24 protein-coding genes are annotated in these 20,024 nt (G+C 59.0%); 9 read left to right on the top strand and 15 right to left on the bottom strand.

Annotation, left to right across the window (positions count from 1 at the left end; genetic code table 11):
* Positions 1–8 precede the first annotated feature (8 nt).
* Both BLP23_RS15685 and BLP23_RS33180 read left to right on the top strand, forming a co-directional pair.
* A complete protein-coding gene (locus BLP23_RS15685) occupies positions 9–818 on the top strand; it encodes an IclR family transcriptional regulator (protein ID WP_092585723.1) in 810 nt (269 codons plus the stop codon).
* Positions 819–1,191: 373 nt separating this feature from the next.
* Complete coding sequence (locus BLP23_RS33180; RefSeq protein WP_233426721.1) at positions 1,192–1,458, top strand: transposase; 267 nt, start codon at positions 1,192–1,194, stop codon at positions 1,456–1,458.
* On the opposite strand, the gene BLP23_RS15675 is transcribed toward BLP23_RS33180, so the two are convergent.
* A complete protein-coding gene (locus tag BLP23_RS15675; RefSeq protein WP_092585722.1) occupies positions 1,453–2,397 on the bottom strand; it encodes a LysR family transcriptional regulator in 945 nt (314 codons plus the stop codon). The genes BLP23_RS33180 and BLP23_RS15675 overlap by 6 nt on opposite strands.
* Before the next feature lie 127 nt (positions 2,398–2,524).
* Here BLP23_RS15675 and BLP23_RS15670 point away from each other — a divergent pair, with 127 nt between their 5' ends.
* From BLP23_RS15670 to speB, 5 genes are read left to right on the top strand one after another with little or no spacing between them, the layout of a single operon-like run.
* Positions 2,525–3,370, top strand: coding sequence for a transporter substrate-binding domain-containing protein (locus BLP23_RS15670; protein ID WP_092585721.1), 846 nt, complete (start codon positions 2,525–2,527; stop codon positions 3,368–3,370).
* Between the two features lie 21 nt (positions 3,371–3,391).
* Positions 3,392–4,042, top strand: a complete 651-nt coding sequence (locus tag BLP23_RS15665) for an amino acid ABC transporter permease (protein WP_092585720.1) — start codon at positions 3,392–3,394, stop codon at positions 4,040–4,042.
* Complete coding sequence (locus BLP23_RS15660) at positions 4,042–4,689, top strand: amino acid ABC transporter permease (RefSeq protein WP_233426720.1); 648 nt, start codon at positions 4,042–4,044, stop codon at positions 4,687–4,689. Before BLP23_RS15665 ends, BLP23_RS15660 begins: the two co-directional genes overlap by 1 nt.
* Before the next feature lies 1 nt (position 4,690).
* A complete protein-coding gene (locus tag BLP23_RS15655; RefSeq protein WP_092585719.1) occupies positions 4,691–5,473 on the top strand; it encodes an amino acid ABC transporter ATP-binding protein in 783 nt (260 codons plus the stop codon).
* Positions 5,474–5,492: 19 nt separating this feature from the next.
* Complete coding sequence (gene speB, locus BLP23_RS15650) at positions 5,493–6,467, top strand: agmatinase (protein ID WP_092586100.1); 975 nt, start codon at positions 5,493–5,495, stop codon at positions 6,465–6,467.
* Between the two features lie 288 nt (positions 6,468–6,755).
* Here the strand turns inward: speB and BLP23_RS15645 are convergent, their stop codons facing one another.
* A complete protein-coding gene (locus tag BLP23_RS15645; RefSeq protein ID WP_092586099.1) occupies positions 6,756–7,205 on the bottom strand; it encodes a GNAT family N-acetyltransferase in 450 nt (149 codons plus the stop codon).
* A 508-nt stretch (positions 7,206–7,713) separates the two neighbouring features.
* On the opposite strand from BLP23_RS15645, the gene BLP23_RS15635 reads away from it, so the two are divergent.
* A complete protein-coding gene (locus BLP23_RS15635; protein WP_139187070.1) occupies positions 7,714–8,025 on the top strand; it encodes a hypothetical protein in 312 nt (103 codons plus the stop codon).
* Between the two features lie 93 nt (positions 8,026–8,118).
* Here BLP23_RS15635 and BLP23_RS15630 read toward each other — a convergent pair whose 3' ends face one another.
* The 6 genes from BLP23_RS15630 to BLP23_RS15605 all read right to left on the bottom strand — a co-directional run bounded on the left by BLP23_RS15630 (position 8,119) and on the right by BLP23_RS15605 (position 12,756).
* The gene (locus BLP23_RS15630) at positions 8,119–8,793 is read right to left on the bottom strand and encodes a 4-carboxy-4-hydroxy-2-oxoadipate aldolase/oxaloacetate decarboxylase (protein WP_092585716.1); all 675 of its coding nucleotides are present in this window, start codon (positions 8,791–8,793) and stop codon (positions 8,119–8,121) included.
* 99 nt (positions 8,794–8,892) lie between these two features.
* On the bottom strand, positions 8,893–9,723 hold the full coding sequence (locus BLP23_RS15625) for an ABC transporter substrate-binding protein (RefSeq protein WP_092585715.1): 831 nt from the start codon (positions 9,721–9,723) through the stop codon (positions 8,893–8,895).
* Positions 9,724–9,750: 27 nt separating this feature from the next.
* A complete protein-coding gene (locus BLP23_RS15620) occupies positions 9,751–10,518 on the bottom strand; it encodes an amino acid ABC transporter ATP-binding protein (RefSeq protein ID WP_092585714.1) in 768 nt (255 codons plus the stop codon).
* Complete coding sequence (locus BLP23_RS15615) at positions 10,515–11,273, bottom strand: amino acid ABC transporter permease (RefSeq protein ID WP_092585713.1); 759 nt, start codon at positions 11,271–11,273, stop codon at positions 10,515–10,517. Before BLP23_RS15615 ends, BLP23_RS15620 begins: the two co-directional genes overlap by 4 nt.
* Positions 11,270–11,977 carry an amino acid ABC transporter permease gene (locus BLP23_RS15610; protein ID WP_092585712.1) on the bottom strand — a complete coding sequence of 236 codons (708 nt, stop codon included), beginning with the start codon at positions 11,975–11,977 and terminating at the stop codon, positions 11,270–11,272. Before BLP23_RS15610 ends, BLP23_RS15615 begins: the two co-directional genes overlap by 4 nt.
* A complete protein-coding gene (locus BLP23_RS15605; RefSeq protein WP_092585711.1) occupies positions 11,974–12,756 on the bottom strand; it encodes an SDR family oxidoreductase in 783 nt (260 codons plus the stop codon). The genes BLP23_RS15610 and BLP23_RS15605 overlap by 4 nt, the downstream gene beginning before the upstream one ends.
* A gap of 242 nt (positions 12,757–12,998) precedes the next feature.
* Here BLP23_RS15605 and nac point away from each other — a divergent pair, with 242 nt between their 5' ends.
* Positions 12,999–13,904, top strand: a complete 906-nt coding sequence (gene nac / locus BLP23_RS15600; RefSeq protein WP_092585710.1) for a nitrogen assimilation transcriptional regulator NAC — start codon at positions 12,999–13,001, stop codon at positions 13,902–13,904.
* Between the two features lie 63 nt (positions 13,905–13,967).
* Here the strand turns inward: nac and BLP23_RS15595 are convergent, their stop codons facing one another.
* Genes BLP23_RS15595 through BLP23_RS15565 form a run of 7 tightly spaced genes read right to left on the bottom strand, consistent with a single transcriptional unit; the run spans position 13,968 to position 19,974 of the window.
* Positions 13,968–15,179: a pyridoxal phosphate-dependent aminotransferase gene (locus BLP23_RS15595; protein ID WP_167363905.1), complete on the bottom strand. Its 1,212-nt coding sequence runs from the start codon at positions 15,177–15,179 to the stop codon at positions 13,968–13,970.
* Between the two features lie 40 nt (positions 15,180–15,219).
* On the bottom strand, positions 15,220–15,987 hold the full coding sequence (locus BLP23_RS15590; protein WP_092585709.1) for a 5-oxoprolinase subunit PxpA: 768 nt from the start codon (positions 15,985–15,987) through the stop codon (positions 15,220–15,222).
* Between the two features lie 31 nt (positions 15,988–16,018).
* Positions 16,019–17,014, bottom strand: coding sequence for a 5-oxoprolinase subunit C family protein (locus BLP23_RS15585; RefSeq protein WP_092585708.1), 996 nt, complete (start codon positions 17,012–17,014; stop codon positions 16,019–16,021).
* Positions 17,011–17,718 carry a 5-oxoprolinase subunit PxpB gene (pxpB, locus tag BLP23_RS15580; RefSeq protein WP_092585707.1) on the bottom strand — a complete coding sequence of 236 codons (708 nt, stop codon included), beginning with the start codon at positions 17,716–17,718 and terminating at the stop codon, positions 17,011–17,013. Before pxpB ends, BLP23_RS15585 begins: the two co-directional genes overlap by 4 nt.
* A complete protein-coding gene (locus BLP23_RS15575; RefSeq protein ID WP_092585706.1) occupies positions 17,715–18,143 on the bottom strand; it encodes a biotin/lipoyl attachment domain-containing protein in 429 nt (142 codons plus the stop codon). The genes pxpB and BLP23_RS15575 overlap by 4 nt, the downstream gene beginning before the upstream one ends.
* On the bottom strand, positions 18,140–19,531 hold the full coding sequence (locus tag BLP23_RS15570) for an acetyl-CoA carboxylase biotin carboxylase subunit (protein WP_092585705.1): 1,392 nt from the start codon (positions 19,529–19,531) through the stop codon (positions 18,140–18,142). The genes BLP23_RS15575 and BLP23_RS15570 overlap by 4 nt, the downstream gene beginning before the upstream one ends.
* Positions 19,531–19,974 (bottom strand): acetyl-CoA carboxylase biotin carboxyl carrier protein, encoded by a 444-nt coding sequence (locus BLP23_RS15565; RefSeq protein WP_092585704.1) that lies wholly within the window; start codon positions 19,972–19,974, stop codon positions 19,531–19,533. Before BLP23_RS15565 ends, BLP23_RS15570 begins: the two co-directional genes overlap by 1 nt.
* Between the last annotated feature and the right edge of the window lie 50 nt (positions 19,975–20,024).

Genomic DNA, 20,024 nt, shown 5'->3' with positions numbered 1-20,024 from the left:
AGCAGAAAATGACCGAAGCCTACGGCGACACGGTATCACGACGGACGCGGGGACTGGATCGCGCCTTCGAGATTCTTGAGTTCCTGCGTGTGAAGCGTCGGCCCATGCGCCCGAATGAGATCGCTGCGGAAATCGGCGCGCCGCGCTCCTCTATCTACGAGCTCGTCAACCTGCTGCTCAACCACGGCATGTTGGATTATCAAGGTGGCGACGGCCGGGTCTTTCTCGGCCGTCGCCTCTATTTTCTCGGCACGGCATATGCAGAGCAGTTCGACCTGATGCGCGAGTGCGATCGCATGCTGGTTCATCTCGCCGAGGAAACGCGTGAGACGGCGCAGATGTGTCTGCTCGAGGGCAACAAATATACGGTTGCGATGATGCGCGAGGGCATCCGACCGTTCCGAATCTCCTCGAATGTCGGCGAACTCGTTTCCATTCCCTGGACCGCGTCAGGCCGCCTCCTCGTCTCAAACCTTTCGGATCAGGAAATCCTTGAACTTATCCCGCCGGAGGATTTCGTTTTGCCGAACGGCCGGCGGCTGGAGCCGGAGGATTTCATCGCCCAGGTAAGGCAGGCAGCACGCGATGGATATTTCACCTTCAATAGTGAAGTGGAGAATTTTACCCATTGTTTGGCTGTCCCGATCTATCAGGCTGATGGCGCCTGCATCGCCACGCTGTGCCTCGTTGCGCCGCGCGAGGACGGGCTGCGCAATCGCGCTGCCTATCTCGATAGCCTGTTGAACGCAGCACAAGAGATTTCGGAAAAGCTCGGATTCAATTCGCTTTCAAGACGCGCTTCGACATCGCGCGTTTGAAGATTGGCAGCGCTCCGGCCTCGATTTCGCGACGGTCGTACCGGTTGGCTGAAGAATGCGATATCTTAGGCCCCGGTTTCCTAATCCTTGCGGATGAGATGGAAGATCGTCTAGAGACTACAATGCGTTTGGCGACAAATGTGCCGATTGCGCATGAATTGGGCAAGCGCGGCGCCCGCAAAAGAAAGCTGGGGCGAGGACGACCTCGCTGACATGTAGATTTGGTGCAGATCGAAAAGCTGTTTTACCGTAACCGCTGTTCCTGCCCCACGTTGCTCTGGTCACCCTGATCTGTGATCGCCTTTACGGACGAGCAACGGGAGTTTCTCCATGGAGACTACATTGGAGGTTCTCACGGCCAGGAAGTCTGGGCGTGAGGTTCACCGGCAGTGGCCGGACGACGTTAAGGCAGATCGTTTCGGAGAGCCTTCGGCCCGGCGCGATGGTGAATGAGGTCGCCGAGCGCCATGGCTTGAAGCCAAACCACCTGTCGACCTGGAGAACGATGGCACGACAGGGCAAGCTGGTTCTGCCCGCACCCGAGGATGCGGTGGAGTTTGCAGCGGTCATCGTCAATCCACCCGTTTCAGAGCCGCCGATCAAAAGGGCCAGTCGTCCCGAGATTGGGCAAGTCTTATAGACGTGCCACGTTCCCCGCAGCGAGAAAATCCTCCTTATGTAAGGATTCCGAGGCAATGCCTGCCAGTTCGCGGATGAAGAGGTCGAGGACGGTCGAGGGCTTTTCTGCGGAACGCGTGGCAATGACGAATGTGGAGTGAATTCGAGTTTCGTCCGGAATAAGCGACCGGAAACAACCTTTCTGAACCCAGTCGCGTGCATAATGGTCCGGCAAGTAACCGAGATAGTGTCCGGACATCACGAACATCGCCTGTGCCTCCATATTGGAGGCGATAGCGCGAGCTCGTGCCTGCGGAAAGAATTGCAATTCACGCATGTTGGCGTATGGGCGTACAACGAAATCGAAGGCCTCGATGCGTTCTATCGTCAATTCGGCTTCCACTTGCTTAAAGAGCGGGTGCCCCTGGGCGCAGTAGAGCGAATGGATTTCCTCCCGAAGTCGGGAGAGCTTCAGACCCTGATAGGGTTGCGTTTCCGGTAGAAGCGCGATGTCGAGTCCGCCATTGGCAATTTCGGAAAGCAGTGCATCCGGAGAGTCGATTGCCAGTTCAATTCGCGCTTCAGGTGCCTTCTCGCTAATACGAGCGATAACTCGATGGATCGGCAGATCGCAGTCAGTGATGGTGTTGTCGATCAGGCCGAGCCTCAGTGTGCCGGTAATCCGGTTCTTGAGCGCACCAATGTCGCTCTCGAAGGCATTGAGCGCCAGAAAGAGTCCTTTCGATCGTTCAAGCACGATAGCGCCACGATCCGTCAGCTCGAAACCCGAGCGGCCGCGCCGGCAGAGCTTGAAGCCCAAACGATCTTCCAGAGCCTTGATGTGAAAGCTGACGGCGGATTGGCTAAGGCCGAGCGCGATCTGTGCGCCGAGAAAGCTCTTATGCTCGACGACTGCCCGAAACGCCGTCAAGGAGCGAAGGTCGGATTGAGCCAGCAGCATCCGTCTTTCCTTACATTAATAATTCTGATGTAAACTTTATATCTTTCCTATTTTTCTGCGCTATTGTCCATGCTTTTCTCTTCTGCGGAGATCACTAAGCGATCCAAAAAAACAGGGGAACGAAACTATGAAAGCCATTCGGAATTCGAAGATCCTTCTGGTGGGCGCGGTGCTTGCTGTCGCCCTTGCTGCGCCTGCCGCGCGCTCCGCCGATCTGCTGGAAAAGATCAAGACTGCAAAGGTTTTCACCGTTGCCACCGAGGCACGCTTTGCGCCGTTCGAATTTGTCGAGGACGGGAAGATCGTTGGCTATTCCGCCGACATCATTGAAGAAGTCATGAAGGCGATGCCCGGCGTCGAACTGAAGCGGCTCGATCTGCCTTGGCAAGGTATCCTGCCGGGTCTTGCGGCTAGCCGCTTCGATTATGTCGTCACTTCGGTCACGGTTACGCCGGAGCGTATGAAGGCCTACCATCTTTCCGCACCGATCGCAGATGCCACGATGGCTGTCCTGAAGCGCAAGGGTGATGCCGAGATTACCAAGCCAGAAGACATTGCCGGCAAGCCAGTCGGCTCGCAGGCAGGCTCGGCCCAGCTTGCAGCGCTTGAAAAATTCGCCGGCGAACTGAAGGCGGGCGGCAAGGGTGAGATAGCGGTTTCGACATACACCGACTTCTCAGAAGCCTATGCAGACCTCGGAGCCGGTCGTATCAGCGCCGTCGTCAACTCGTTGCCTAACCTCCTCGAAGCAGCGCGGCAGCGCCCGGACGTCTTCGAAGTCGTGCTGCCAACTTTCGGTCAAAAGACCTATTTCTCCTGGGCTGGCCGCAACGATGCCGACAGCGCCTCGCTCAACGCCCTGATCGATGCGGAGCTCGTCAAGCTCAACAAATCCGGCAAGCTTGTCGAACTGCAGAAGAAGTGGTTTGGCGCTCCAATGGAACTGCCGGGATCCCTTCCCGCCGCCGAGTAAGCCGGACGAAGAGAACCGGTAATGAACAGGGCACTTGCAGGCGTTTGGCCACCGCTTCTGGACGGCCTTGTCACCACGGTCACGGTCAGTTTTTCGGCACTTCTTCTCGGTGCGCCATTGGCCATTCTCCTTGCCGCGGCTTCCCGCGGCGGCAAGGTCGTGAGCCGCGCGGCAGGGCTTTATCTCTCCTTCTGGCGAGGTACCCCCATCCTCGTACAACTATTGATCGTCTTCTATTTTTTGCCCTTTCTCGGACTGGCGTTGGAACCCGCCGTCGCGGCAACACTGGCACTGGCATTGAACACCGCCGCCTTCCAGTCGGAAATCTACCGCGCCGGACTTCAAGCGATCCCGCAGGGTGAGATCGAGACGGCTGAAATGCTTGGTCTGTCCGCCAGCCAGACGTTTTTCAGGATCGAAGCACCGCAGGCGGTGCGTCTGATGCTGCCGGCGCTGGTCGGGGAGATGCAGGCTCTCGTCAAGAACTCTTCGCTCGTCTCCGTGATCGCCGTTACCGACATTGCCCGCCGGGCGCAGCAAGTGGCCGCGTCTACGTTCCGTCCGCTGGAAGCCTATGCCTCAGCGCTGTTGCTTTACGTGACGATCGGAGCGGTGCTGGCATGTATCGGTCTTTTGCTCGAACGCCACTTGGCGCGGAGGGCAAAACGATAATGCCCGGTTTCGTCAACGATATTCCACTCTATGCCGCCGGCCTCGCCACGACGGTTGCGGTTTCTCTGCTCGGCATTGGCATTTCCATTCTCGTCGGCATCGTTCTGGCACTGGCGCTCCGTAGCCGCTTCCAGTTCATCGCGCTGCCGATTCGATTCTACGTCGAATTTGCCCGCGGCGCACCGCTCGCGCTGGTGCTTTTCCTTCTCTATTACGGCGGTCCGCAATTTGGTTTGTTGCTCAGCCCCTATGTCGCTGGCGTCGTCGGTCTCGGTCTTTATGGCGCGGGCCCTTTTGCGGAAATCTTTCGTGCCGGCTTCAACGCGATCCCGAAGGGTGAGCGTGAGGCCGCCGAAATGCTCGGCCTCACGCCGGGCCAAACCTTTCTCAACATCGAACTACCCCAGGCACTGCGCCTCACGCTTCCTGCCTCCGTGGGGCAGACGATCAATCTTGTGAAAGAGTCGGCGGTCCTATCTGTCATCACGCTTGGCGAACTGACGAAGGTTGCCGGCACCATCAGTTCCATCACCTTTGCCGTCGTCACGCCCTATCTTACCATCGCCCTCCTTTACTGGGCGCTCGTCGAAATTATTTCGCGGTTCGGCTTTTATGCGGAGCGGCACTTTGCGGTGAAAGGCTCCTGATATGACGGCAAGAAGAGCTGCGATCTCGGTGCGCGGACTTCAGAAGCGGTTCGGTGCGAAGACGGTGCTGTCCGGCATCGACCTCGACATTCATGCCGGCGACGTCACCTGCATCATCGGCCCCTCCGGTTCGGGCAAGAGCACGCTGTTGCGCTCGATCGCCTTTCTCGACCCTTACGACGGCGGCGAGGTGCAAGTTTTTGGAAAGATGATCGGCTGGCGGGAAACGCCACTCGGGCGGGAACGGGCCGGTGCGAAAGAACTGGCGGAAACACGCCGACCGCTCGGCATGGTGTTCCAGCATTTCCACCTCTGGCCGCATATGAGCGTTCTCGACAATGTCACATTGGCGCTTCGGCTGGCGCATGGCGCTGCTCGAAAGCAAGCGGAGGAAACCGGGCGTGCAATGCTGGAAAAGGTAGGGCTTGCCACGTTCGCGGACCGCCGTCCCGACAGTCTGTCCGGGGGGCAGAAGCAACGCGTGGCGATTGCCCGGGCGCTTGCCTGCAAGCCAAAGGCAATGCTGTTCGACGAACCGACGTCCGCGCTCGATCCCGAACTGGTAGGCGAGGTGCTTTCGGTCATGAAGACGCTCGCGGCGGAGGGCATGACCATGGTCATCGTCACGCACGAGATGGGTTTCGCTGCCCATGCGGCCAACCGCGTCGTCTTCATGGATGGCGGTCGCATTGTCGAGGAAGGCTCGCCGCGAGCGCTTTTCGCCGAGCCGAAGAGCATGCGTCTTGCGCAATTTCTACAAACCTGGCGCGAACGCGCGCTTTGATACCTTGAAAGGAACGATCATGGCTGCTCACGGTTACGACAATGGCCGGCTCAACCTGCCCTTCGTCGGCATTTCTACCTTTGCCAAGAGCCCTTATGTCGAGAACTGGGACCAGATCGCAGCGGATATCGCTATCCTCGGCGCGCCCTTCGACTTCGGCACGCAGTGGCGTTCCGGCGCGCGCTTCGGACCAAGAAGCATCCGCGAGGCGTCTACGCTGTTTGCGTTCGGTCACGCGGGAGCTTACGATCATGAAGACGACGTAACCTATCTCGAAGGCGTCAGGATCGTCGATATCGGCGATGCCGATATCATTCACACCGACACGATTTCGAGCCACGCCAATATCGAAATCGGTGTCCGCAAGATTCTTGCGGCGGGCGCGCTCCCGGTCGTGCTTGGCGGCGATCATTCCATCAACATACCCTGCATCAATGCCTTCGGTGACCAGGCGCCGATTCATCTCGTGCAGTTCGACGCGCATCTCGATTTCGTCGACGAGCGTCACGGCGTGCGCTACGGCCACGGCAGTCCCATGCGCCGCGCGTCGGAAAAGCCTTGGGTCACCGGCATGACGCAGCTCGGCATCCGCAATGTATCATCCACCGCCAAGGAAGGTTACGACCATGCCCGCGCTCAAGGATCGGACATTCTATCGGTGCGTCAGATCCGTAATCTCGGCGTCGAAGGCGTTCTGAACCGAATTCCTGCAGGTGAACGCTATTACCTCTCCATCGACATCGACGGTTTCGATCCATCGATCGCGCCAGGTACAGGCACTCCAAGTCATGGAGGCTTCATCTACTATGAGGTGTTGGAACTGATTGCCGGCCTTGCGAAGCGTGGCACCATCGTCGGCGTTGATCTGGTCGAAGTCGCGCCCGACTACGACCATACCGGCACAACCGCTATTCTCGCCGCCCAACTTCTGCTCAACACCATCGGCCGCATCTTTGCGGTTAGCGGCAGAGCGGTCGGCAAGATCTCGCGGTGATTAGTGCTTCCGCGAAAATCCTGATTTTTTCTGAGCAGATTTTGCAAGGCCTAAATTGCTCACAAATTCCCGTCGCAAATGTCAGACGCAAAAGTCCAGCGATTGAAGGAGGCTTTTGCGACAGCCCTGTAGCCATGTAACTTTGGGGTGTACCCCAGAGCGACATTCGAAGTTGACATGTGCGATGTGTCACAAAAGGGTGGATAAATCTCCATTGCCACCCAAATGTTGCTTTCGAAAAGCCGACCAGTTGGCCGATTTCGCAGCTTCGGGCCGACTGGGCCTGGTTCATGACGCTAAGTCTCCGGCCGTCTCAAATCGCTTCCGCAGAAAGATGAAGCTGTGTCCCGGTGGAAAATCATCCATGATCCCGAAGGCCTCATACCCAAGCCGTTCGTAAAACCCGCGCGCCTGGAAGCTATGGGTCGTGAGCCACGCGCCTCGGCAGCCGCGATCTATGGCCTCTTGCTCAGCGAGCGTCATGAGACGACGGCCAATACCACCATGGCGAAGCGCTTCCGGCACTACCAGTAGATCGACATGCAGGTGGTCATGAATCGTGCTACCCCAAAGCCCACCAATGATATTTCCCGTTTCGGGCTCAGTGACAGTTAAGACCAGCAGTTTATCTTCGGTCGGACGCCCGATACGAGACGCGTTGAACTCAATCAGCGAAGCGGCAATGGCGGACCGTTCATGTGAACCCGGATCTCTGACGAGCTGGATCGTTGCCTGCACGAGCACCCCCTATATGTGATAAAGGCCATTAAACCGTTGAGGCTCTAGCTCAAGGCTAGAGCAATTGTGTTTTCCTAACTTTTGCGACGGCGCATAGTACGGAGTTCGATAGCCGCAATGTCCGCTTGTGGAGCATTGTTGCCATCTTCGTCACAGTGGCATTCTTCGAAATGGCACAATGCGTCGAGGTCAAGGTGTGAGGCAAACACCGCTTACGTCGCTCCGCGACTTCGTTGACCAACACGCCTGGCCGAAGGCTCCCCGAAACGATCTGCGCCTTCACCTCGTCCGGCCAGTGACGGTGAACCTCACGTCCAGACTGCCTGGTCGTGAGAACCTCCAATGTACTCTCCATGGAGAAACTCCAGTTGCTCGTCCCCGGAAAGGCAATCACAGATCACGGCGGTGAGAACAATGTGGGAGCGGAACACCGGTTACGTTTTACCGAGCGCGAGTGGCCTTGTGGCGCACCAAGGCCGTCTTGGAGCGGGGCGGCACGGCTTGGCCCATGACGGTGGAGGTATCGCATCACATCGATGCATCCGAGCCTGGCGCTGACGGGTTTTGCGATTACCATTACGAGCACGACGTGTTTGAGTTCACAGATGGGTTTGTGACCTTTCTGGCGCGTGCATATAGCGACGAGCCTGAGAAGGCGGCAATGATGAAGCGGATCGAAAGGCAAGACCATCATCTTCTGACGAAGCGGGATCTGCGCCATCCTCTGTTTCTCAGGGCCGCAGCCTATCTGCGCGCAGCCGGCAAAACCGACCTCGATTGGCTCGACGCAAAGAGCCGCGCCTATGTCCCGTTGACGTAGGAGATGAGGTGTCGCGGCAATAGTTGTATTCGTTCTGCAGCACTTCCAAAGTAAAGCCGGCAACAAACAGCTGGACTTCGGCGCGGGCCGGTCTCAGATGTCGACGACCAGCCCCTTGGCGTTCAAAACGGGTTCAAGCTTGCTGACTTCGATCACCGACTTGCCCTGCTTATAGGCGTCGATATAGCCGGCTTCGGCATCCTCGCGGGCCTGCGATAACCGGGCTGCATCCTGGACTTCAGCGCGCCGGACAACGACCAGGCCATCGGCATCCCCCGCGATGATATCGCCGGGATTGATGATCTCCCCACCGACGATGATCGGATCATTCACGGCGGCGATCGTTTCTTTGACAGTGCCCTTGATGCAGACGCTGAGCGAGAAAACCGGGAAGCCGAGTTCCCTCAGCTGAAGCGTATCGCGCACTCCGGTATCGGTCACCAGTCCGCCGATGCCCTTGGCAAGGCAGGCATTGGCCAGAACGTCGCCGAAAGAGCCGGCTTCCTCGTATTCGCCGGCCGACACGACGATGATGTCGCCTGGCTTTGCGTAGTTGATGGCAAGCTGCAGCATGATGTTGTCACGCGGCGCACATTTTACGGTGAAGGCCGGACCGCACAGCTTCATGCGATAATCAACCGGCTTAAGGCGAGAGGAAAGCGCCCCCTTGCGTCCTTGAGCCTCGTGGATTGTTGCTGGCGAGAATTTGGAAAGTGCCTCGACATCAGCCTTGCTTGGCCGTTCAGCGATGTCTTTGATGTGGATCATAAAAAACTCCATGGGTAAGACCGACGGCGAGCACGTCCCGCCGCCTGCAGTCTTCAATGTTTTGAGATCAAGTTTTGGCCGGACCGAGCGAGTGGTGGCTTACGGAATCGGGTCGAACTTCAGCTCGGAGAGCGGCACCACCTTGTCGGTCCGGGTCATCTTGTATTCGGTGTTCTGGCCGAGCCACTTGTCCCAGATCTTGTTGAGCTCGCCCGACGTATCGAGCTTGCGAAGCACCTCGTTGATCTTGGCGGTCAGGTCCGGATTGTCCTTGGCCATACCGATGCCGATCGGCTGGAACAACATCGGTTCCTCGATCATCCGCATTTCTTTGCCCTTGGTCTTGGATTCGTTGACGAACTTGGTCGTCGTCATGGTATTGGCCACCATACCCCTCGCCTTGCCCTGCTGAACCGCAAGATAGGCCGAAGCGGTGTCCTGGAATGTCAGGGGCTCGGACTTGTTGAGCTTGATCGACATTTCGGATGTGGAGCCCTTGGTCGAGGCAATTCTCTGGCCCGCGAAATCCGCCTTGCTTTTGCCAGGATCGGAGGCCGGGACAATGAGCATTTCCTTCGCGAGATAGTAGGGATCACTGAACTGAATCTGCTCGGCCCGGCTCAATGTATAAGCGAGGTTAGCAACCGTAATGTCGACGCGGCCAAGCTTGACCTCCGGCACGCGCGCTTCAACCGAGACCGGCTTGATCTCGGCCTTGACGCCCAGTTCCTTGGCGATCGCGGTGCAAAGATCGACGTCGAAGCCGGCCATTTGACGCGTCTTCAGATCGGGGGACGCAAAGGGTGGGACGTCGGCAAAGGTCGCGCAGCGCAAAGTCCCTGCGGATTTGATTTTCTCCAGCTGATCCGCTTTCGCCGGCGAGATTGCGCCAGCTAGGACGACACCCAGGACAAGGTATTTCCAGTTCATTGCTGTTCTCCTTTGTTATGATGGTGGTTAATGCCTTAGATCGGCCAGGAAGCGCTGGGCGCGAGGATGGCGCGGGCTCTTGAAGAAGTCTTCGGGAGACGCCGTTTCAAGGATCTGCCCCGCATCGATAAACCAGATGCGGTCTGCGACATCGCGGGCGAAGCCCATTTCGTGGGTGACGCAGAGCATGGTCATGCCTTCGGCCGCCAGGCTTTTCATGACGCTCAGCACTTCGCCAACCATTTCCGGATCGAGCGCGCTCGTGGGTTCATCGAAGAGCATTACCGGCGGCTCCATGGCGAGCGCGCGGGCAATGGCGACGCGCTGCTGCTGTCCACCAGACAACTGACCTGGATAGGAATGGGCCTTGTCGGCCAGACCAACACGCTCGAGAAGCTTGATCGCCTTGTCGCGCGCCGCCTCGGGCCGAACGCCCTTCACCCTGATCGGCGACATCGACACGTTGTCGAGCACCGACAGATGCGGAAAAAGATTGAAGCTCTGGAACACGAAACCGATGCGGCTGCGAAGTAAATTCAGTTCTTTCGCACGCATTGGCGCATGAATATTGCGGCCGTCGAGTGTTATCGATCCGCTGCTGATCTCCTCAAGCCGGTTGATGGTGCGGATCAGTGTGGACTTTCCCGAACCGGACGGTCCGCATATGACCACGACCTCTCCCTGGGCCACCTCGGCATCAATGTCCTTCAAGACCGGATAGTCGCCATAGCTCTTGCAGACATTCGACAGGCGGATCGTCTGCAACTCCTGCGTCGATGGAATTGAAGTGCTCATAGCTGCTCCGATACGATTTTTGAGGTCGCAACCAAGGGTGTTGCATGCAGGCTGGAGGGACCGGCGCGCCGGCGCGCGATGCTCCTCTCGAGACGATTTGCGACGTGGGTCAGGCTCCAGCAGATTGCGTAGTAGACAATCGCGAGAATGAGGAACACCTGGAAAGGCTGTGTTAGCAGCTGGTTGTTGACCTGACTGGCCGCGAAGGTGAGATCCGGCACGTTGATCACATATCCGAGCGTCGTGTCCTTGATTGTCGAGACAAACGTCGAGATGATGCTCGGTATCATGTTGTAGAGTGCCTGCGGCAGGATGATGTAGCGCATCGCACCAAGGTAACTGTGTCCGAGCGCTCGAGCGGCCTCCATTTGGCCGTGCCCGAGCGCGACAATCCCCGCACGGACCACTTCACTCAAGAAAGCGCCCTGATAGACCACCAGCGTCGTGAGCATGGTCACGAAACTGGGTACATCCGCCCCAGTCCAGAGCGGGACGAGGAAATAGCTCCAAAGGATGAGCATCAACAAAGGTACGCCGCGGGTGACGTAGACGAGAGCGGTAACTGGCCAGCGCAGCATTGGCCATTTCGACAACCTGGCCAATGCGAAAAGGATGCTGACTGGAAAAGCGAGAGCGATGCTGAGTGCCGAAAGGATGAGTGTGTTGGCGAGCCCGCCCAGCGGCCCGTTTGGATACTGGCCGATCAACAGCAGCAGCCAGTAGTCTTTGATGATCGCGATGATGTCGTTAATCATGCGCGTGCACTCCTTGCAGGATCTGCGCGCATCGAGAGGTAGGCGCCGCCGGTCATGATCAGGAGCGAGAAAAACAGATAGAGGACTGTGCCGACCAGGTAGATTTCGAAGGTCCTGAAGCTCAAGTTCTCAATTTCCTTCACGGCATGCGTGAGCTCCGATGCGCCGATGACGAGAGCAAGGCTGCTATTCTTGAACAGGGAAACGCTGTGGTTTATGAGCGGCGGCAGCGCATTGCGAACGCCCTGTGGCATGATCACGAAACGCATCGCCGAGATATAGCTGTGCCCAAGGGCCTTGGCGGCTTCCATCTGACCAGGATTGACGGAGCGCAGGCCCGAGCGCAGATCCTCACTGAAATAGGCGGCCTGGCAAAGTCCCAGTCCGATAACAGCAAAGATGGCTTCGGCATTGTGGGCGGCGAGCCAGGTCGTCCAATCCTGCGGCATCAGCGTGAATATGCCGAAATACCAAAGCATGAGCTGGACGAGGGTGGGGACGTTCCGATGATACGAAACATAGGCGGCGACCACCGGATTGCCGAAACGCAGCGGTGAAAAACGCAGACCCAGGAACAGAAGCGCGAGCGTCATCGCCAGCAGCCACGAACCTATATAGATGACGAACGTCATTTCGATGCCGTGCAGAAGCATCTCGACATATTCCGGGTTGCTCAAGATTGCCGAGAGATCGAAGCCGCTCACCGCTTCGGCTCCCCGGATTGGCCGGCCTCGGGAAAAGTCTTTTCCGGCTTGGCCGTCTGCAAGCCGCCCATCACCTGAAGCGTCGGCGTGATCTCCATGTGTCCGATATTCACCGCTCCAGGCGCAGCGATTGCGAATGCAATCGCCTCCGCGATGTCAGCGGCCTGAGGCAATTCGAAACCGTCGATGAAGCGTTCGCGGACGCTCGGATCATTACCGTGGACGTGGTTAAAGATATCCGTTGCGACGCGGCCGGGACAGATTTCCGTCACCCGCACATGCTTGCCGAACGCGTCGATCCGCAACTGGTTCGACAACATGGCGACGCCTGCCTTGACGGCATGGTACGTTGAATTGCCGCCGAAATTGTAGTTGCCGGCGATCGAGGAGATGTTGATGACGTGTCCGCAATCGCGCGCCACCATTCCAGGCACGATCAGACGGCACAGGTGCAGGACGGCACGAAGATTGACGTCGATCAGGAGATCGATGTCTCCTTCGTCCGCTTCGAGGAATTTCTTCGGCCGGTCAACGCCGGCATTGTTGACCAGAATGTCGAACTGCACGCGGTTGGCGAGATCGGCAATTGCCGCGCTATCTCTCACATCAATGACATGCGCAATGCAGCCCGTACGCTCGGCCAATTCCTTCAGGGCGCCGGTGCTGCGAGCGATCGCATGCACTTCGAGATTCTCTCGGCACAACCGCTCCACGACTGCGGCACCGATGCCGGAGGAAGCGCCGGTGACCAATGCGGTTTTGTAATCGGAGAATGGCATTTTGATCCCCTTGTTGTTGCTGTGGACAATAACGGAGCTTTAACGCTCTGCCTAAGACCGATTACTTTTGGAGTAATAAGCAACTTTTATGGAGATTGGCGGGCGACCGGCGGACGGTCCAAGGCGCCAGAATTCTCGGCCTTTATTGAGGGTGAAGACGGCCTGCGGCCAGCGTCGCTTTGCAAAACGGGGGCGCGTCTGTAAACATGCTCCAGCGAAGATCACATAGTGCCAATTCCCCCATGGATATAAGACGCCTCAAATCCTTCATCGTCATCGTGGACAGCGGCAGCATCACGCGTGCGGCGGACATCCTGCATCTCGCCCAGCCGGCACTGAGCCAGCAACTGGCCGCACTTGAGGAACATTTCGGCCAGAAACTGCTGATCCGCAGCCAGCAGGGCGTCACCATGACCGACGCAGGACATGCGGTCTACCGGCATGCCCAGATCATCCTGCGCCAGATGGAACAGGCCCAGGCAGACGCCGCGGCCGCCGGCAATTCGCTTGCAGGGCGCGTTAGCGTGGGGCTCGTGCCGTTCAGCAGCGCCGCCACGCTGTCTGTCGAACTCCTGGCCGAGACGAGAAAACGGCATCCCGGTATTCTGCTTCACCTGACCGAAAGCGTCGGCCAGACCTATAGCCAGATGATCATGAACGGCAGGCTGGAAATGGCCCTGATCCACGGCGTCGGCCCGATCAAGGGCGTCCGGTTCGAACCGATTCTGAGTGAAGAATTCTACCTCGTGGCACATCGCGACTTCGCCATCGAAGCGGATTCCAAACCCATTCCGGTTGGAGCGCTCGACGGACTGCCGATGTTGCTGCCGCCGGCCTACAATTTCGTGCGCCGCGCGGTGGATACCGCATTCACGCGCAGTCGAATCAATCTCAAGGTCGTGGCGGAAGTCGAGATCGTGCGGACGCTTGCCCGCGCTGTAGGAACGGGCCTCGGAGCGACCATCATGCCGAAGGCCATTGCCGATCGCATCGTGTCAGAATCGAACGAGCCTCTCGTTTGCCGGCTGCTCTCCCCCAGGCTCGAGGAAACGCTCTCACTTTGCACGTCGGATCAGAGTTCGCTGTCAGAGCCGGCATTCGCCGTCAAGGACATTCTCGTCGAACTGACCGAGCGGCTGAAACTTTAAAGCCTGCGAGCTGGACGAATGCCCTGCGGCGCGGCAAGCGGACCGGAAGGCTGCGGTCGTAATTCAGCGCATATCCCGGCAGAACTGGGCGATGCGTGCGCAGCCCTCGTTGAGCATTTCCATGCTTGTCGCGTAGGAAATGCGGAAATAGGGGCTCATGCCATAGGCGGCACCCTGTACCGTCGCGACGTGATGCTCGTCCACGAGCGCCATGACGAAATCGACGTCGGTCTCGATCTTGCGCCCGCCCTTCGTGGTCTTGCCGATCAGGCCGGAGATGTTGGGATAGATGTAGAAGGCGCCGTCGGGCTTGTGACAGCGCAGCCCTTCGATCTTCGCCAGCTGGTCGAGGACGAAATCGCGCCTTTGTCGGTAGATTGCCGCCCGTTCCCTAAGGAGATCTTGAGGCCCGTCCAGCGCCGCAATGGCCGCGGCCTGCGTGACTGTGGTGATGCCGCCACCATTTTGGCCGTTGACGTTGCTGATCGCGGCGATCAGTTCCTTCGAACCGCTGGCGCAATACCCCAACCGCCAGCCTGTCATAGCATAGGCCTTGGAAACACCATTCATCGTCAGGACGCGATCGTAGAGCCTGGGGTCGGCATCGGCGATCGTGCAAAACTCGAACCCGCCATAGATCAGGTGCTCGTAGATATCGTCGGTTAGAATCCAGACGTGCGGATGACGATGCATGACCTGCGCGATGGCGGCCATGTCTGCACGCGAGCAGGCCGCCCCCGTCGGATTGTTCGGGAAGTTCAGGATAAGCCACTTGGTGCGCGGCGTGATCGCCGCTTCGAGATCCTCGGGGCGCAGCTTGAAACCGGCCTGTTCGAAACACGGAACGGCCACCGGAACACCCCCGGCGAACTTGACGATATCGGCGTAGCTGACCCACGACGGCGTGGGAATGACGACTTCATCGCCCGGATTACAGGTCGCAAGCATTGCATTGAAGATCACCTGCTTGCCGCCGCCGGAAACGACGATCTGGCTGGCATTGTAATCGAGATTGTTGTCCCGCTTGAACTTCCTGCTGACCGCGGCCTTGAGCGCCGGCGTTCCATCCATCGGTGGATACTTGGTGTCGCCGCCGAGTGCTGCTGCATGGGCCGCCTCGATCGCATGAGCCGGCGTCGGAAAGTCCGGCTCCCCGGAGGAAAGACTGACAACCTTGATGCCCTTGGCGGCCAGTTCCCTGGCGCGTTGGGTCATGGCTGCGGAAGCGGAGATGGAAACGTTTTTCAGACGGTCGGCTATGGAAGACATCGACATGATCTTTCGGTGAGATGGAACCGTGACGGCAAGGGCTCAATCAGGAAGCAAGTTCGGCCGCAGGCGCGAGGGTGGCGCCGGAAGCCTCGATTTCGCTGCGGACGATGCGGGCAAGTTCCAGCGAGCCGGGCGTATCGCTATGAACGAGAATCGACCGGGCCGGAATTGCGATGACAGTACCGTCGATGGTCTCGACGGTACCATCGGTCAGGAACTGGCGAACGCGCGCCCGGACCGAGGCCTCGTCCTTGATCAGGGCCCCCGGCAGACCGCGGGCCACCAGCTTGCCACCGCCGTCATAGGCGCGGTCTGCCAGAAACAGCGAAAGCGTCTTGAGCTCGGCGCGTTTCGCCGCCCTCTCGATTTCGCTGTCAGGAGAAGCGAATACCACGAGGCGTGGGTCTACAGAGAAAATGGCATCCATCATCAGATCGGCGAGCACGGGATCGCGATTGACCATATTGCCCATGGCCGCATGAAAGCTGAAATGGCCGACGGTGACGCCTTCGCTTTTGGCGATCGCGATCAGCGCGCCGAGCTGGTAGAGCATCTGCTGGCGAAGTTCATCCGGATGGAATGGAATCTCGCGCCGCCCGAAACCGGCCCGATCCGGCAGGCCTGGATGCGCACCGATGCCGACGCCGTGTTGCTTCGCAAGACGCACCATGCGCGCCATCGTGTCCGGGTCCCCGCCGTGAAAGCCGCAGGCGATATTGGCCGATGATACGATCTTCATCATCGCCTCGTCATCGCATAGCCGGTAAGGACCGAAACCTTCGCCCATGTCGGAATTCAGATCGAACTTCATCGCCTCCTCCTATTGAGCCGTTGAACTATCGTCATGCCATCGCCCTCAAAGCGCGCTTGACCATTTGTGACGTTCGCTGGACATCCTCGACATACCGGGCAACGGCCCGCTCAACGGCACGCGCTTCAGCATGCGTCGAGCGCACGAACCGCAACCGGCTGCCAACGCGCGCCTGGCCGAGCCGCCACAGATCGCATTCGATGACGCCGGCGATTTTCGGATAGCCACCCGCCGTATTGGCGTCGCTCATCTGAATGATCGGCTCCCCTCCCGGCGGCACCTGGATCACGCCCGGGACGACACCATGGGAGCGCATCTCGATCGTCTTCGTGGGCTTGATTGGCTCCCCGGACAGACGATAGCCGGTGCGATCGCTGCGAGATGAAATACGCCAGACCTGGCTCCAGAACGCCTCGCCATCTGAGACAAACAGCTCTTGCTCGCCGGCGGCTATGGCACGGACCGGCAACGCGCCGTCGATGGGGGCGGGAAAGACATCGCCGAGCGCGACGGCCGGCTCGACGACGGCGATACCGTTGACCGGCAGCGGGAGTTCATCAAATGTTGAGCCGATTTCTATCCGGTCTCCATTGATGAGAGGACGCCCGGCATTGCCACCGAATCCGCCGCGAAGCGCCGTGCTTCGCGAGCCCATGAGAACCGGCACATCCAGCCCTCCCGCGAGCGCGATATAAGCACGCGCCAAGGTCGGCGGCTGCTTCAGTTCGAGAACCTGGCCCGCCTCAGCGACATGCGTGCACCATGCAAGCAGTTCCCTGCCATCGAGCACCGGCTGGCCGTCGGCGCCTGTCACGGCGAAGACGGTGTGCATGTCGAAGCGCAATTTGAATGGAAAGGTCTGCACCTCTATCGCCGCCGCATCTTCATCGTTGCCAACGAGGATGTTGCCGATCCTGACAGCCAACGGATCCATGGCGCCGCCGGCAGACACACCAATATCGCGATAGCCTGGGCGGCCAAGATCCTGCACCGTATTGAATGGGCCGGTTTCGACGATCTCGATCATAGCTCGATCCTTGCCGGCACGAAGCGCACGGTATCGCCCGGCGCCATCAGGGCAGGTATCGAGGAAGCCGGATCGAACATCTGCAGTTCCGCGTAGCCTATGGAGTTCCATCCATTCGGTCCGGTCAGCATCGCAACGCCCGTCTGCATGCCGCCAATCGTCACGCAGCCTTTCTCCATCCTCAGCGATGGGACTGTCTTTCTGGGCATGTATATCCGGGGATCGAGGCCATGCAGATAGCCAAAGCCCGGGGCGCTGCCCAGGGCGAATACGCGATAGGTCGCTTCATAGTGGATGCGTACGACCTCCCGGTCGCTTAGTCCGGAAAGCTCGCACAGGGCGGGAAGATCGGTCGCATATGGCCCGCCGTAGTGGACCGTAATTTCGATAGTCTTCCCTGCCAGATCGATGCTTTGGGCGTTATCCCATGCCTCCAGCAATCGGCTGACGACGATTTCGGGATCCTCGGGCGTCTCCTTGCAGATAGCCAGCAGATTGGTCATGCCGGGTATCACTTCTGCGATGTCCACCCAACCCTTTACCGTTTGCCACAGGGCCCAGATCCATCGCTGGGAGGGAAGATCGAAATCCCCTGAGGTTTCAAGCAGGAAGGATCGCGCTCCAATGAAGGAGACCCGCGCCCGGCCTTTGGTGGCCGGGACGATTTCGCATTGTGGCGCAAGGATGTTCAAAGTGGCAATCATGGTTGCTGCTCGATTTCAAACAGGGGCTCACCGAATCCGACCAGGGCATCGCGCTCTGCCAGCAGCCTGGTCAGCAAACCAGACCGTCCAGCGGTAATGGGAAGCAGGACGGAACCGATGCGGATGAAACCGATCACGTCCTTGTCGGAAACCTCATGCGGCAGTTGTCTGACGTCGACCGGTACTGCGGGATGCGAGACGCAGAAGCGGCCCGCCATCGGCGCCTTCACGATCGCTGACAGTGCCGCCATCAAACCCGGCTGCGCGGTTCCTGTCAGGGCGACTTGGGTACCCACTTCCTTCGAAACGACGATGCGCAGCTGTCCGTCCGGCCTGGAGATTTCCAGGCCGTCCACGCCGGCTGCCGTCAGCGCGTGCGCCAGGACTGCAATGGTCGCAGGATCGCTGAAGTCGATCGCGCTCATGCCGCCCTCCGCTGCTTGAGCCATTGCTCGAGATAATGGATATCCGTCTCGCCATGGACGAAGGCTTCGTCCTCGAACAGCGCGCGCAGGAGTGGAAGGTTGGTAGCGATCCCTTCCACGCGTGTGGCAGCCAGCGCCTCTCGCATTTTCGCCATTGCTTCCGCCCGGATCGGCGCATGGACGATGAGTTTGGCGATCAATGAGTCGTAATAGGGCGAAACCCGGTAGCCGGCATGGATATGGGTGTCGACGCGAATGCCCGGTCCCTCAGGCAGCGCGAGATCAGCGATAATGCCGGCCGAGGGCAGGAAGCTATCGGGATCCTCGGCGTTGATGCGGCATTCGAAGGAATGCCCCTCGCATCTCACGTCGTTCTGAAGCAAATCTAGGGGTTCACCCTGCGCAATCCTTATCTGGGCATGGACGATATCGATGCCGCTGGTCATTTCTGTGACCGGATGTTCCACCTGCAGGCGCGTATTCATCTCGATGAAATAAAAGGCGCCATTTTCGTAGAGGAATTCGAAGGTTCCCACACCTCGGTAGCCGATCTGCCGACAGGCTTGCGCGCAAGCCATCCCGACAGGCCGGATCGCATCCGGCGAAATCCCTGGCGCCGGCGCCTCCTCCACCACCTTCTGGTGACGGCGCTGCATCGAACAATCGCGGTGCCCGAGCCAGACGGCATTGCCATGGGTGTCGCAAAGCACCTGTATCTCGATATGGCGCGGATGCTGGAGGAACTTCTCCATGTAGAGCACTGGGGATCCGAAGGCCTGACGGGCTTCCTCCCGGGTCAAGGTGATCGCCTGGTGCAGCGAGCAGGCCTCCGGTACGACGCGCATGCCTCTTCCGCCTCCGCCGCCGGCGGCCTTGATGATCACGGGATACCCGATCTCCTGCGCGATGCGCTCGATGGAAGCGGGATCGTCGGGAAGCGACGCATCCGGACCGGGCACGCACGGCACGCCGGCGGCGATCATCGCCCGCTTGGCCGATATCTTGTCGCCCATGGTGGCAATCGATGAAGCTTCCGGACCGATGAAAACATAGCCCGCCTTTTCGATAGCTTCGGAGAACGCAGCGCTTTCCGACAGGAAGCCATAGCCCGGATGGATGGCCCCCGCGCCGGTCAGACGCGCTGCCAGGAGGATCGCATCCTGATTGAGATAGCTCTTGGCCGCATTCGCAGGACCTATGCATAGAAAGCTCTCGGCAGTCTCGCCGTAAAGCGCCTGCCTGTCTGCCTCGGAACAGATGGCCACAGTCTTTAGGCCGAGTTCACGGCAGGCGCGCTGGATCCGTGCGGCGATCTCGCCCCGATTGGCGATCAGAACCGTATCAAATCGTTGCTTTGGCGATGGAGTGTCATCGAGAGGCTCGGCCATTACGCTATCTCCGCCAGCACGTCGCCCGTCTCGACTTCTCCGCCGTCGACTTCGGTCAGTCGCGCAATGCGGCCGGCATGCGGCGCGCCAATTTTGTTGAAGACCTTCATCGCTTCGATGATGAAAAGGGTTTGTCCTTCCTCCACCATGTCGCCGACCTTGACGAACGGCTCCTGGCCTGGTGCAGGCGCCCGATGCAGGACGCCGAAGACAGGTGCCTTCACGGGGAAGGCCGAGGTCTCGGCAGTTGCCGAAGACGCATCGCGAGCCGACTCGATGGAACCAACTGCTGCCGCCTTTTGCGCTTGCGCCGCGCCCTGTGATGCTGCCCGATCGGGCGTCCGGAAGATCCGGACCGTGACGCCTTTTTCCGTCACCGTCAGCTCGCTAATGTTCGATCGCCCGACAAAAGCGATTAGCGTCTCTATCTTAGACAGGTCCATAAGCACACTCGATATTCGAATTGCCTCATCACGATCCGGACAAATCGGAC

It is taken from the genome of Rhizobium mongolense subsp. loessense (genome assembly GCF_900099775.1).
Taxonomy (GTDB): Bacteria; Pseudomonadota; Alphaproteobacteria; order Rhizobiales; family Rhizobiaceae; genus Rhizobium; species Rhizobium loessense.
This window is presented reverse-complemented; position numbering and strand designations above follow the sequence as displayed.

Excerpts from the sequence above, each read along its gene's own strand:
- BLP23_RS15685 (WP_092585723.1), top strand. The coding sequence starts at position 9 with ATGACCGAAGCCTACGGCGACACGGTATCACGACGGACGCGGGGACTG.
- BLP23_RS15675 (WP_092585722.1), bottom strand. The coding sequence starts at position 2,397 with ATGCTGCTGGCTCAATCCGACCTTCGCTCCTTGACGGCGTTTCGGGCA.
- BLP23_RS15670 (WP_092585721.1), top strand. The coding sequence starts at position 2,525 with ATGAAAGCCATTCGGAATTCGAAGATCCTTCTGGTGGGCGCGGTGCTT.
- BLP23_RS15665 (WP_092585720.1), top strand. The coding sequence starts at position 3,392 with ATGAACAGGGCACTTGCAGGCGTTTGGCCACCGCTTCTGGACGGCCTT.
- BLP23_RS15660 (WP_233426720.1), top strand. The coding sequence starts at position 4,042 with ATGCCCGGTTTCGTCAACGATATTCCACTCTATGCCGCCGGCCTCGCC.
- BLP23_RS15655 (WP_092585719.1), top strand. The coding sequence starts at position 4,691 with ATGACGGCAAGAAGAGCTGCGATCTCGGTGCGCGGACTTCAGAAGCGG.
- speB (WP_092586100.1), top strand. The coding sequence starts at position 5,493 with ATGGCTGCTCACGGTTACGACAATGGCCGGCTCAACCTGCCCTTCGTC.
- BLP23_RS15635 (WP_139187070.1), top strand. The coding sequence starts at position 7,714 with ATGACGGTGGAGGTATCGCATCACATCGATGCATCCGAGCCTGGCGCT.
- BLP23_RS15630 (WP_092585716.1), bottom strand. The coding sequence starts at position 8,793 with ATGATCCACATCAAAGACATCGCTGAACGGCCAAGCAAGGCTGATGTC.
- BLP23_RS15625 (WP_092585715.1), bottom strand. The coding sequence starts at position 9,723 with ATGAACTGGAAATACCTTGTCCTGGGTGTCGTCCTAGCTGGCGCAATC.
- BLP23_RS15620 (WP_092585714.1), bottom strand. The coding sequence starts at position 10,518 with ATGAGCACTTCAATTCCATCGACGCAGGAGTTGCAGACGATCCGCCTG.
- BLP23_RS15615 (WP_092585713.1), bottom strand. The coding sequence starts at position 11,273 with ATGATTAACGACATCATCGCGATCATCAAAGACTACTGGCTGCTGCTG.
- BLP23_RS15605 (WP_092585711.1), bottom strand. The coding sequence starts at position 12,756 with ATGCCATTCTCCGATTACAAAACCGCATTGGTCACCGGCGCTTCCTCC.
- nac (WP_092585710.1), top strand. The coding sequence starts at position 12,999 with ATGGATATAAGACGCCTCAAATCCTTCATCGTCATCGTGGACAGCGGC.
- BLP23_RS15595 (WP_167363905.1), bottom strand. The coding sequence starts at position 15,179 with ATGTCGATGTCTTCCATAGCCGACCGTCTGAAAAACGTTTCCATCTCC.
- BLP23_RS15590 (WP_092585709.1), bottom strand. The coding sequence starts at position 15,987 with ATGAAGTTCGATCTGAATTCCGACATGGGCGAAGGTTTCGGTCCTTAC.
- BLP23_RS15585 (WP_092585708.1), bottom strand. The coding sequence starts at position 17,014 with ATGATCGAGATCGTCGAAACCGGCCCATTCAATACGGTGCAGGATCTT.
- pxpB (WP_092585707.1), bottom strand. The coding sequence starts at position 17,718 with ATGATTGCCACTTTGAACATCCTTGCGCCACAATGCGAAATCGTCCCG.
- BLP23_RS15575 (WP_092585706.1), bottom strand. The coding sequence starts at position 18,143 with ATGAGCGCGATCGACTTCAGCGATCCTGCGACCATTGCAGTCCTGGCG.
- BLP23_RS15570 (WP_092585705.1), bottom strand. The coding sequence starts at position 19,531 with ATGGCCGAGCCTCTCGATGACACTCCATCGCCAAAGCAACGATTTGAT.
- BLP23_RS15565 (WP_092585704.1), bottom strand. The coding sequence starts at position 19,974 with ATGGACCTGTCTAAGATAGAGACGCTAATCGCTTTTGTCGGGCGATCG.